Genomic DNA, 12,734 nt, shown 5'->3' with positions numbered 1-12,734 from the left:
ACCTCCTTTAGAATAGAATAAAAACAGCCATGAAAATCAGAAGATTGATTTTCATGGCTGTTTATTAATGGAAAAAGTGACTTTCTTGAACTTTAGCATGGAGTTTTTTAATATAAACATCAATATACGGTTGGAAAACAATCCCAAATATTCCAAATACTAATCCAAATAGTAATAAGACAATCGCATAATTAATCGCATTTGGCCAATAAATTCCTCCAACAGGTTCGCGCAATAAATTCACTGCATAAGTGAAAGGGAGTAAGGGATTGATAAATTGGAAAAACTTACCGGATAGTTGAATCGGGAAGTTTCCGCCACCACCAGAGATGGAGAGTACCAGTAAAATAATTCCGATACCTTTTCCTAAGTTGCCAAAGACAGCAGCGAGAATGTAGAGGATAGACATAAAGACCAGCCCAACAAAAATAGTCATAGCGATAAACCACGCTTTTTCTAGCGTATAGGTATGAAGCAAATAGAGATTTCCTAATGCTACAATCAGAGCTTGGAAGAAACCTACAGATAAGAAGCTAAGCATTCTAGCAGAATATTGCTCGCGTTTAGAGAAACGTTTTTTATCTTCTTCTGAAAGAGTAAAATCAGTGCTGGCAATATTTGAGAAGAGCAATCCACCAACCCATAAACAAAGAGCTGTATAGAATGGAGCACTAGCAGATCCGTAATTTGGAATTGGGTACCACGCTTTTTGCTCAATCGTAACTGGATTCGCTAAGAAATCACTTTCTGAATTGGCATCTGCTTTAAGGAGCTTAATGATTTCGCCAAGATCAACATTATCTTGCTGTTCTTTAACAAATTTAGCAGCTTTTTCGACACCAGAACGAATAGTAGGCCAATCATTTTTTATAATATCACTTGCTGCATTCAAAGCTTTCTCAACATCCGGTAATTTTTCGTTTACCATAGTTAACGTTTTTGTGATATCTGTTTCAATACCAGGCAATTCATCTTGAACAAAGCTACTAGCCTTACCAAGTTTATCTTTTAATTCTGGAAAATCATTTTGATAAAAATCAGCAGCTTTGTTAATGCCACCAACAATTAAATCCATATTTCCATTTAATAAAGTATTGGCATCATGAATTTCTTGTTTTAAAGCGGGCAATTCTTTTTGATATTTTTGTAAATAACCGACAGCATTTGCAATTGTTGAGGATGTACTGTCTAATAAAGAGCTAACATTAGGTAGCACAACAGTTGTTGCAGAGTTTAAAACGGTAGAAGCTTGATCCAAACCGGCATTAATTTTATCAATTAGATTTGTGATACTTCCATTAATTTCATCATTATTAATTTGATTTAAATCATTGAAAATCGTGGTTGAATCAGCATTAATTTCTTTTAGCCGCTCTTGGATTTGGGCAGTTGTTAAGTTAGGGATATCTGAAATTAATGTTTGATTTTTTTGAATTAAAACATTATTTGCATTTTTTATAGTAGTTAAATTAGTGATTACAGAATCCAAATCATTATTTCCAGCAGCTTCTTGTAATTTGGTTAAATTATCAATCAAGTTATCTAACATAGAATTAGCTGTTTCAAGATGAGTGACTAAGGCTTGCAAGCTAGTTGTAATGGCAGCTTTATCTTCATCTGTCAGTTCATTTTTACTAATAAATTGACTTAAACTATCTGTTACACGTTGAATGGAAGAGGCAATGGATTTTAGAATAGATAAACCAGTATCGATGGCATCTTTAATCGGACCCAACGCCGTTTTGATTTTTTCGATAACCTCTTTTGATGCTCCAACAGTTGCATTAGCTTGCTCACCAAGCTTAGTGACATCGGGCATGATTTTTTGAACTTCTTGAATAACGGTTAAAGCGCCATTTGCTTCGTCAATTCCACTAGCTAAAGTTGAAGCAATCCCATCAAAATCTTGATCGATTTCAGCAACTTGCTTCCCTGCATTTTGAATTTCTGGAATTTTTCCTTGTAAATCAAGAACAAGTGCACCTGTTCGATCCAATTGAGGCATTAGATTATTGACTTCAACAATTTTTTGCGTCATTTGATTAACTTGTGGTAAATAAGTAACGAACTCATTGGCTTTATCTAGTTTTGATTTAATATCTGGCATTTTTGTTTGTAAATCTAGCACTTCTTTTGTATAACCATCAATCGTAGGTAAATTTTTATTCAACTCAAGAATCATACTAGAAAGTTTATTAATAGAAGGGAGATTGCTTTCTAAGTCAATTCCAATCGTATTAAACTCGCTTACTACAGTTTTACTAACTGTTGCAACAAATTCCTTAGAAATAGTTTCTTGTAAAGTTGTTGCTCCCTTATCCGTAATTTTCGGTGCAATAGCGTTAATTTTTTCATTTACACTATATTCGATTGCGGGTTTTTTTAAATCACCTTTGACAAAACTAAGTAAATCACTAGAGAAAGTTTTTGGAATATACACACCTGCATAATATTTTCCACTTTTTACACCTTTTGTTAAGTCATTTTTAGAATCAACAAAAACCCACCCTAAACTATGATTGTCATGTAACGAATCGATTAGTTTATCTCCAATATTTATCTTAGTATCTTCAAAATTTGCTGTCTTATCATCACTGTACACAGCAATTTGTAGCTCACTAGTATTGCTATAAGGATCCCATAATGCGGCAATATTAAACCAAGCGTAAAGAGATGGGATAATAATTAGTGCCAGAATTAATAAGGTAGCAAATGGATTTTTAAAAATTCGTCGCCAATCTAAAGTGTAAAGTTCAAAAACATTTTTAAAGTGCTTCATAGTTAGGAAATCTCCTTTTATTAAGTATTTTGCTTCAAACTATTTTTTTATAATTAATATATAACGATAATTTTTTGAAAATAAAATTAAAAATTAATTATGTATAGGGAAAATTACATAAGAATAGCTTAATTAAATAACTATATAATTCAGTATAATATGTTTAGAAATTGAAAGCAAGCTAGAGAGAAGAGGAGAAGTCTTCACAGTAATTAAGGAAGAACTATTCTGTTAGTACAAATTTTTGACATATTCTCTTAAATTATAGTCCACAAGCTTACTTTAATTAAAATATACATCTTATTAGCATAACGTTTATGATATAATGGAGATAGGCACAGGGAGGAAAAGGAATGAACTGGAAAGTTAATGATACAGTGGTCGTATCCATTCGTGAATAATTCTAATGAAGTAAATTTAGATTATTGAGAATGGGAGCGAGTGTACAATGTATGATTTTAGAGATAAAATAAAAGAATTAAGAGTCAGAAAAGGCTTATCTCAAAAAGAGCTAGTTAAGTTAACTGGTATAACCCAAGCCTCTATTAGTCAGATTGAGACAAAAAAAGTGATGCCTTATGGTATTACAATAAAAAAATTAAGTAAGGCATTAAATTTTGATTTTGAAGGTATTTTACCAGCGTCCGTAGCAGCTAATAATGCCCGTCTAATGATACAGTTTGAAGAGATAGAAGCATTATTACAAGAGAAAGATTATCAATTAGCTTATCAAAAAATAAATGAAAATATATTGATTGAAGAATTAACGAACCTAAGTATTCAGAAACGTTACTATTATTATTTAGGTCTAATTAATGTTAGAGGGTATCAAGAGTATGGCGTTGGTTTATTTCATTACATGCAAGTCATTTGCATGCAAAAACGCAGTTTGTTTATTGAAATGTTTGATATAGAAGCGTTATATGAAACGGCATTTGCTTATCAACAAATGCATAAATTCGATAAAGCCAGCTACTTTTATGAGGAAGCACTTTTGCTTGTAGGAGAGGTAAAAGAATTAGAACGTTGGGATCAATTAAAGATAATTGAAATTAATTATTATTGGGCACAAAATGAATTGCGATTAAAAAATGATCTTACTGCACTTGATCTTTTAGAAAAGGTAATTCAGCTGTCCTTAAATTATGATTCAAGTTTATTTTTAGGTCAGGCCAATCTTGATATAGCAGAACTATACTATCAACAAAATAACCCAGATCAAGCAAGTGACTACTTAGCAACGGCTAAAGCAATTGGTCATGCGTATCAAAATGAAAAAATATTACAAAAAGTAGCACTACTTAGTCAAAGTGAAATAAGTGAATTCTAGATATAAGATTTAGGTTGTAATGAAATAGTAAAAAAGCAATATGAGTAGCACACTCTTTTGTAAAAAAACTTGAGAAAATTCAGATAGTGAATTTTCTCAAGTTTTTTTGACGTTATGCATCAAATTCAGAAGTTCATAAAAATTGTGACAATCTTGTGATACTTTTAAAAATAAAATAGTTTCATTGTATCTGCTATTGACGAAAATGTTTTCGTGTTGTAATATGAAAATGAAAATATTTTTAAAAGGAGATGTATAAATGAAAACTTTTTTCGAGAAAGCTCAACAATTTGGGAAGTCATTTATGTTGCCGATAGCAATTTTACCAGCAGCAGGTTTACTATTAGGCATTGGAGGAGCTCTTTCTAACCCTAATACTGTCAGCGCTTACCCAATGTTAAATATTGGGTGGTTACAAGCTATTTTCATGATTATGAGTTCAGCTGGGAATATTGTATTTGCCAATTTACCGGTTATTTTTGCAGTAGGTGTGACAGTTGGTTTAGCCAAATCAGATAAAGGAACAGCAGCACTTGCGTCTTTACTTGGCTATTTGGTGATGAATGCAACGATTAACGCGATGTTAGGTTTAAACGACAAATTGGTTGTTGATAATTTATCTAGTGTTGGTCAGGGAATGACATTGGGAATTCAAACGTTAGAGTCGGGTGTTTTTGGTGGACTTGTAATTGGAATTATTACCGCATTTCTTCATAATAAATTTAATAAAATCGAGTTGCCACAATTCTTAGGATTTTTTGGTGGATCAAGATTTATTCCGATTATTACATCGTTTACGGCTATTTTTATTGGAGTAGTGATGTACTTTGTTTGGCCACTATTCCAAAGCGTAATCTTTAATATTGGTGGAGTAGTGAATGCAACAGGCTATATCGGTACTTTCTTCTATGGATTTATCTTGCGCTTACTTGGTCCATTTGGATTGCATCATATTTTCTATTTACCATTTTGGCAAACTGCTTTAGGTGGAACAATGGAAGTAAATGGGACCTTAGTGCAAGGGACGCAAAACATCTTCTTCGCGCAACTTGCTGATCCAAACACCACTCAATATTTTGAAGGGACTGCTAGATTTATGTCTGGTCGTTTCATTACAATGATGTTTGGCTTGGTTGGGGCTGCTTTTGCAATTTATCGAACAGCTAAACCTGAACATAAAAAAGTAGTTGGTGGGTTAATGTTAAGTGCAGCATTGACTTCATTTTTAACAGGAATTACAGAACCTCTTGAGTTTGCATTTCTATTTGTAGCACCAGTGCTGTATGTAGTTCATGCGGTCTTTGATGGTTTAGCATTTATGCTTGCTCATATTTTTGAAATTACAATTGGTCAAACGTTCTCTGGAGGATTTATTGATTTCATGCTATTTGGAGTTCTACAAGGCGAGGCAAAAACCCATTGGATGTACGTAGTTGTAATCGGCATTTTCTGGTTCTTCCTATACTACTTTACCTTTAGTTTATTGATTAAGAAATTTAATTTTAAAACACCAGGTCGCGAAGATAAAATGGAAAAAGAAGTGAAGACGACAGGAAATGGAGCCAAGCGTGCGCTAGATGTAATTGCAGCTTTAGGTGGTGAAGCTAATCTGGACAATGTGGATTGTTGTGCGACAAGATTGCGCGTTACTGTCAAAGATGATTCATTGGTGGAAGAGGATGCCCTAAAAGCAACCGGTAGTAAAGGTGTAATTCGTAAAGGAAACGGTATTCAAGTGATTTATGGACCACAAGTAACTGTTATAAAAAATGAAATTGAAGAAATTCTGGGGGAATAAATATGAATATGCTAGATCAAGTAAAAGGAAAATTGATTGTATCATGCCAAGCATTGGAACAAGAACCATTGCATAGTCCTTATATTATGGGAAGGATGGCTGTTGCGGCTAAAGAAGGTGGCGCCAGTGGGATTCGAGCAAACTCTGCAGTAGATATTGTTGAAATCAAAAAAACAGTTGATTTACCAATCATTGGAATTGTGAAAAGAGACTATTCAGATTCAAAAGTATTTATTACTGCAACCATGAAAGAAATCGATGAGTTGGCAGAAACTGGATGCGAAATGATTGCTTTGGATGCTACTTGTCGCAAACGACCAAATGGAGAATTGCTAGAAGATTTTGTAGCTGCCATTCGTCAAAAATATCCTCAATTACTATTAATGGCAGACACCGCAACATTATCAGAAGCGCTAGAAGCAGAACGATTAGGCTTTGATTGTGTGTCAACAACATTGGTTGGCTATACAGAAGAATCCGCACAAGATGATTTGGCTGCCGATGACTTTGAAAAATTAAAAGAAATATTGAATCAGGTGCATATTCCAGTGATTGCAGAAGGAAATATCAGTACGCCAGAAAAAGCTAAACGTTGCCAAGAGCTTGGTGTGCATAGCATCGTTGTAGGTGGTGCAATTACCAGACCACAATTGATTACAAAAATATTTGTAGACGCAATTAAATAATACAAAAAAATGGACATCCGTTAAACAGCATTTTTGCTGTATAATGGATGTCTATTTTTATAAAGTAGTCTTAAGAGAGAGTAGTCGTCTGATTTTTTTTCAAAGTTTCCAAGGTTTTTTTTCTTGATGCAAAATAAGTATCCTCTTCCAGCAAAGTATAACAAACAATATCGATAATAAAATGAATCGCCAGTTGACTATTAATAAAGCGTTCATCAGGAATACTGTGAATACCTGATGTGAACAAGACACCATCAGATAAGTTAGTTAACGTTGTGTGGTTTCGATTCGTAATAGAAAAAATACTGGCAGCTTCATTTTTTGCTATTTTAACGGCATCAATTACAGCAGTTGTCTCACCGGAATTTGAAATACCGATTAATAAATCTTCTTTATCTAACAAGGCGCTGTTCATTAACATCATGTGTGGATCAGTAATGGCATCTACATTAAAGTTCATTCGCATCAGTTGATATTTAAATTCAGTAGCTGTTAAACCCGAACTACCTAAGCCACAAATGATAATCCGTTTGGCTGATCGAATTCGTTTAAGAAAATCCTTTAAAGCAGCTGGTTCGATTAATTCAGCAGAGGAACTAATCAACCTACTATAGTAGTCTGCAATTTTAGAAGGAATTTGTAAAGTTGTTGGTTTAATATGTTGTTCTTGAAAAAATTTAGTTTTAAATTCAGCAAAACTACGGTAGCTTAGTTTATGGCAAAATCTAGTAATTGTCGCATTTGAAGTATGCACAGCCGCTGCTAAATCTTGGATACTCATATCATCAATTTTTGCTTGTTTTGTAAGAACGAAATCGGCAATGGCCTTTTCTTTTTTTGAAAGCAAGCTATAATTTTGTGAAATGCGGTTTGAGATATTTAAATCTTGCATGTTTAAAAGCTCCTCACTGTCGTTTATTTCACTCGCCCTATCATAACATAAAACTATTTTCAGAGCATTAGGAAGTATGAAAAATTACGGAGAATCTTTTGCATTTTTATACCTAAGAAAAAAAGATAGAAATCCGATGGTTTACCTTGAGTTATGTCAATCTATGTATAAAATAAAATGGCAGGAAGCTATCTCTAGTTTCCTGCCATTTTACTTCAAAAAAGAGGAAATTCATTCCATTTTTTCGATTATAATAAAATTAAAGCGTCTTATCATTTTGAGCAAGTAAGTCGCGAATTTCTTTTAAATATTCTTCTGTTAAATTAATTTCTGCTTCTGGCTCAGCTTCCGCTTCTGATTTTTTCAATTTAGATGTTGCGGTGTTGATTGCTTTGACAAAAATGAAGATAGAAAATGCAATAATAACGAAGTCAATAATTGATTGTAAGAAAGCACCATACGTTAGTTTAGCATTCAAAATATTTACAGATAAGCTATTAAGATTATTGCCACCGGTTAATACAGCGATCATTGGACTAATAATATTTTTTACAAAAGACGTTACAATTGCGCTAAAAGCAGCTCCAATAACAACCCCGACAGCTAAATCAATTACATTTCCACGTAAAGCAAATTCCTTGAATTCTTTCATTGTATTCTTAAACATTAAAAATAACCTCCTATACATAAATTATGAACCTTACTTTAGTATAGCGAAAAGCAAATGAAAATAAAAGTAATAAGATTGGATTTTAACTGTTTTTCTTAAAATACTATTAAAAAACGGCTAGTAAAGGAGTTATTAGTTGCATAAAAAAAACAAAAATGATTGACTAAACTAGAAAGAGAAATAATTATAAAATAACAGTATCCGTGAAGAAAAGAAAATTTCTCTTAATTTTTCTCATAATTAACCTGTTTTTAGCAAAATTCAGTTATAATAGAGATGGAGAAGAAATTATGAATTTGAAAGGGGAATGTAAGATGAAAAAGAGTAAATTTAGTATCATTTCTATGTTAGTAATGAGTATGTTTATTATAGGAGCTTGTGGGGCTAGTGGTGGTAGCAAAGATTCCTCTAATAATAATAGTGAGTATGAAACAGCAATGCGTGAAGGTAAACAAAACATAGGCAATCAAAATTATTCAGAAGCTGAGACGGCCTTCAATGAAGCTTTAAATGCTAAATCAAAAGACGCAACAGCAACAACATATCTAGAGCAAACTAAAAACTATCAAGCAGCAGAAGCAGCTTACAAAAAAGGCGAACTAGCAGAGGCTAAGACCCAAGTTGAAAAAGTTACAGCTGAAACTAAAGGATCAAATGATTTAGTAAAAGCTGGTAAAAAATTAGCGACAATGATCGAAACTTTAACGACCCAAAAAGCAAATTATCAAAAATTATATGATGATAGCCAAGCACAATATAATGCTGGAAAATTAAACGAAGCAGCCGGTACAATTGATGAATTACTAGCTAAAGATTTAAGTAATGAATTATTTACTGAGTTAAAAACAAAAGCAACGAATTTAAAAACAGAGATTAATCAAGCACAAGCAGAAAAAGTGAAAGAAGAACAAGCAATTGTTCCTAATTCTAAATACAAAAAAGAACGTAACTCTGAGTTAATTGGTAAAGAATTTGCAACAGCAACAGGATTAGATATTAAAACAGCTTCTGATGATCAGATTGCAGAATGGTTGTCTAAACAGGAATCGACAGTTGTAGCTTCTAACACTGCTACTACTACAGATTCTTCTGCTACAGATAGCTCAGCTAATGCGTCTTCTAGCGCATCGTCTGCCGATTCTACAGATAGTTCAACAAGTTCAGATAATTCTGTAGTACTGACAGATCCAGAGACTATTAAAGTAATCCAAGCTGTAGAAAAAATGACTGGAATTAGCAGTAGTGAAAATCAATATTACGTAACAAAAAGCAGCGGGGATGTTTATCAAGTTGAAATTCGTCGCGATCATACAGTTGGAGATACTGAAATTTCAAATATGGTAGGAATGTTTGAATATACAACATCAACAAATAGCTTATCTAAGATGGATCCAATAACTGGCGATTACAATCCATTTCAAAAATTAAATTAAACAAGTAACAAAAAAACAAGAATCTTTGGAGTTAATCGGAGATTCTTGTTTTTTTATGTTTAAAATTGTCTTGAAGAAATGTTATTTTAAATAAGAAGGTTTTGAAATGTACAGATTTTTTTCGTCTAAAAACTACTATACTATTAGATAAAATAGAAGTATAATGAATGCACATATTGTTATTAAATGTTAACAAAGTTAAGTGTTTTTAAATGAACGAAGATATTGAGAGGTTAATGATGGATAGAGAGTATCTCTTTGAAATATATCCGACTCTTTAAAGGAGATTACTGGTATGACGGAAGACCGAATTTCAGATAGTATCGTTAAGTTGATGGCGAAAAACGTTTTTAGATTTTCAGAGTATTGGTACCAAAATTATGTGGTGAAAGATTTAAGTCAAGAATCCCATGAAAAAGAGTACATAGTAGATTATCGTATGCCTATTGTTCAGACTATCACCAATGGGATTCAAGCAATTGAAACAAGACGAATCGATTCAGACTCTTATTTAAAAATGGGTGCCAGCCACTTTCATTTAGGGCTTAGTTATGGAGAAGTTGAAGAAAAACAATTTTTGATGATTCAAGCAATGGAAGAATTTTTGAGAAAGAAAATAAAACAAGACAATATGCCTATCTCTGAGGAAGAAATTCAATATTATCTACAAGAATTTCATAAATTAAATGAAAAAGTTGCTCCCTTAGTAAATCGTGGTTATTTAGAAGAGGAAAAAAGACAAAGTTAAGTCAGAAAAGTATCGAAAAGAATTTGAAAATAATAAAAGACTCTCAGATAAACTTTGTGCTATACTAGTGATTAGTTATTCCATTTAATTATGGAAAAACAATTAAAAGTCAAACAAAATGCTGTTTTTTTAATAAAACCTAAGTTATACTTATTGTAATAAAGGATAACATTAAGAAATGAGGAACAACTATGAAACGACCTAATAAAAAAGAAGATAAAAAGAAAAGTAATGCAAAAAGTAAGATAATTAACATTGTGGCAATACTGCTTTTAATCATAGGTTTATTTCTAATCTTTTTAAACCCTATTAAGAATTGGTTAGTAGAAACAATGTCAGCCAGTAATAATGTATCTAATGTAACGGCTGCTGAGATTAAGAAGAATAATACACGTGATGGCGATTTTGATTTTGATAAAGTTGTTGATTTAGATGCTAGTAATATTATTCGTGCTCGTTTATATCAAGCAGATATGGCAGTTGTTGGTGGAATTGCAGTTCCAGATGTCAAAATTAATTTGCCAATTACAAGAGGCATTTCTAATTATAACTTAGCTGTCGGAGCAGGAACTATGAAACCAGATCAAGTGATGGGCGAGGGCAATTACGCTTTAGCTGGTCACAATATGATTGACAAAGGCTTGTTATTTAGTCCATTAGATAAACTAAATATGGGCGATGAAATCTATCTAACTGATTTAGAATACATCTATGTTTATAAAACAAGTTTTATAGAAACTGTTAATCCTGATCGAGTAGATTTAATTGACGATGTTGAAGGGAAAAAGCTAGTAACGTTAGTAACCTGTAATCCAGATGGATCAAAACGTTTAGTTATTCAGGGAGAATTTGAGAAAAAAGTACCAATGAAAAAAGCAACAAAAGCAATGAAAGCGGCTTTTGATCTTGAAAAAAACACGTAAATGAATAAATAAAAAAACGATAAACATTTCCTTTTTAGGAAGTGTTTATCGTTTTTTTTAATCAAGTTTAGTGTCTTGTAATTGTTTTAATTGAGCACTGCAGCCTTCTGATATCAGTTGATAAGTTAAAGCAAAATTATCTGTATACCATGGATCTGGCACATCCAGTCCTTGTTTTCCCTCGACAGAATCCATAAATAAATGAATTTTATGAAGAAATTCAGTAGGACAGATGGAATTTAAATCCTCAATATTGTGTCGATCCATTCCATAAATAGCATCAAATTCATTAAAATCAGCAATTGTAACTTGTCGTGAGAACATGTTGACTGTTTCAATACCATGTGTAGCTAGAATTTTTTTAGTACCGATATGAGGGGGATTTCCGGATTCCCAACGACTTGTAGCTGCAGACTCAATCTGGAATTTGTCCTTTAGTCCAGCTTTTGTAACAGCATGCTGCATAAAAGCTTCGGCCATCGGTGAGCGGCAAATATTCCCTAAACAAACATATAGTAATTTAACCATTTAAAGACCCCTTTATCTTAGTTCTTTCAAAACTTGTTGAAGTTCGGAAGTATCAATTACGCTTGGAGCAAGACTTTCAAATACACGAGCAAGCTCTCGGGTATTTTTAGGCAGTACCGGATGGAAATAAAGAACCTGCGTTTCAAAAGCTGAGAAAGCTAAGTGCTGAAGTTGTTGGTTGTTACTTTGAGCTAGTTGAAGTAGCCAAGTGAAGTACCAGTTCTTGTCTAAATCATCTTCAAAGCGAAGCAGCAAAGATTCCAATTCGGCAGAAGTAGCTAATAAAAAGTTATGATTGGCTTCATGTCGAGTCAGCGTTCTTTCTTCATTTAAATCTAAAGGAGCTGAATGAAGCAGATATAAAAACTCCTCAAATGAATCAGCAATATGTAACCACTGATCGGTATCCATATCGATATATCGAATGCTAGGTTCATTATTTTTTAGATTAGAATAATCAAAAGCCCAAAGTTGATCCCCATTGACACTAAAAAAAATAAAATAATCAGGTAATGAAAATTTGTCATGATCGTCTTGTTGAAATAAAATACTTGTAGCTGACTCTGAATGCAGTCCAAATAAATAGTGAAACTCAACGGAATCTAATCCATCTCTAGTAGGTTCTGAAGTTGGCAAAGAGTTTAACCGCAGATAGCCTCCGTTTTGTTCTGTAAGTAAAGCTAAATAGCTATTAGGCAGATCAGCAATACTGATTTTTTGAAAAAATGGAAGTTCTGAATATAGTTGATTAGGAGTTGGAAATAGCTTGTTTTTAATGAAATACATAAAATTCTCCTTTTAGTGTGAGTTAATTTCAGTAGAATGAATAAATTAGTTCTATACTTTATTCTAGCATTAAAGCGAAATTGAAATCAAATTGAAAAAGAGAGGTTAATGATTGAAATAAAAAAGTTGAAAAGGTATAATTGTTAAGAAGGTAACAAATC

Annotated in this window: 11 protein-coding genes; 6 read left to right on the top strand and 5 right to left on the bottom strand. The window is 32.7% G+C overall.

All coding sequences use genetic code 11. The annotated features are described in order from the left end of the window. Positions 1–64 precede the first annotated feature (64 nt). Positions 65–2,779, bottom strand: a complete 2,715-nt coding sequence (locus BR43_RS07295; RefSeq protein WP_034560660.1) for a YhgE/Pip domain-containing protein — start codon at positions 2,777–2,779, stop codon at positions 65–67. A 448-nt stretch (positions 2,780–3,227) separates the two neighbouring features. Here BR43_RS07295 and BR43_RS07290 point away from each other — a divergent pair, with 448 nt between their 5' ends. The 3 genes from BR43_RS07290 to BR43_RS07280 all read left to right on the top strand — a co-directional run bounded on the left by BR43_RS07290 (position 3,228) and on the right by BR43_RS07280 (position 6,593). After that, positions 3,228–4,109 carry a helix-turn-helix domain-containing protein gene (locus BR43_RS07290; protein WP_034560658.1) on the top strand — a complete coding sequence of 294 codons (882 nt, stop codon included), beginning with the start codon at positions 3,228–3,230 and terminating at the stop codon, positions 4,107–4,109. Between the two features lie 259 nt (positions 4,110–4,368). Then, on the top strand, positions 4,369–5,907 hold the full coding sequence (gene ptsG / locus BR43_RS07285; protein ID WP_034560657.1) for a glucose-specific PTS transporter subunit IIBC: 1,539 nt from the start codon (positions 4,369–4,371) through the stop codon (positions 5,905–5,907). Positions 5,908–5,909: 2 nt separating this feature from the next. After that, the gene (locus BR43_RS07280) at positions 5,910–6,593 is read left to right on the top strand and encodes an N-acetylmannosamine-6-phosphate 2-epimerase (protein ID WP_034560655.1); all 684 of its coding nucleotides are present in this window, start codon (positions 5,910–5,912) and stop codon (positions 6,591–6,593) included. Between the two features lie 70 nt (positions 6,594–6,663). On the opposite strand, the gene BR43_RS07275 is transcribed toward BR43_RS07280, so the two are convergent. Both BR43_RS07275 and mscL read right to left on the bottom strand, forming a co-directional pair. Further along, the gene (locus BR43_RS07275; RefSeq protein WP_034560653.1) at positions 6,664–7,485 is read right to left on the bottom strand and encodes a MurR/RpiR family transcriptional regulator; all 822 of its coding nucleotides are present in this window, start codon (positions 7,483–7,485) and stop codon (positions 6,664–6,666) included. A gap of 259 nt (positions 7,486–7,744) precedes the next feature. Beyond that, complete coding sequence (gene mscL / locus BR43_RS07270) at positions 7,745–8,152, bottom strand: large conductance mechanosensitive channel protein MscL (protein WP_034560649.1); 408 nt, start codon at positions 8,150–8,152, stop codon at positions 7,745–7,747. 317 nt (positions 8,153–8,469) lie between these two features. Here mscL and BR43_RS07265 point away from each other — a divergent pair, with 317 nt between their 5' ends. From BR43_RS07265 to BR43_RS07255, 3 genes are all read left to right on the top strand, one after another. Continuing rightward, positions 8,470–9,588, top strand: a complete 1,119-nt coding sequence (locus tag BR43_RS07265; protein WP_245617836.1) for a hypothetical protein — start codon at positions 8,470–8,472, stop codon at positions 9,586–9,588. 295 nt (positions 9,589–9,883) lie between these two features. Continuing rightward, positions 9,884–10,336 carry a hypothetical protein gene (locus BR43_RS07260; protein ID WP_034560645.1) on the top strand — a complete coding sequence of 151 codons (453 nt, stop codon included), beginning with the start codon at positions 9,884–9,886 and terminating at the stop codon, positions 10,334–10,336. 191 nt (positions 10,337–10,527) lie between these two features. Beyond that, entirely contained in the window at positions 10,528–11,259 is a 732-nt protein-coding gene (locus BR43_RS07255; RefSeq protein ID WP_034560643.1) for a class A sortase, read from the top strand. 57 nt (positions 11,260–11,316) lie between these two features. On the opposite strand, the gene BR43_RS07250 is transcribed toward BR43_RS07255, so the two are convergent. Together BR43_RS07250 and BR43_RS07245 are read right to left on the bottom strand one after the other, a co-directional pair. Then, positions 11,317–11,787, bottom strand: coding sequence for a low molecular weight protein-tyrosine-phosphatase (locus BR43_RS07250; protein WP_034560641.1), 471 nt, complete (start codon positions 11,785–11,787; stop codon positions 11,317–11,319). Between the two features lie 12 nt (positions 11,788–11,799). Beyond that, positions 11,800–12,573, bottom strand: coding sequence for an SMI1/KNR4 family protein (locus tag BR43_RS07245; RefSeq protein WP_034560639.1), 774 nt, complete (start codon positions 12,571–12,573; stop codon positions 11,800–11,802). Positions 12,574–12,734: the final 161 nt, after the last annotated feature.

The organism is Carnobacterium gallinarum DSM 4847 (assembly GCF_000744375.1).
In the GTDB taxonomy this organism is placed as follows: Bacteria; Bacillota; Bacilli; order Lactobacillales; family Carnobacteriaceae; genus Carnobacterium; species Carnobacterium gallinarum.
The sequence above is the reverse complement of the archived record's forward strand: the minus strand, read 5'-3'. Positions and strand labels throughout refer to the sequence as shown.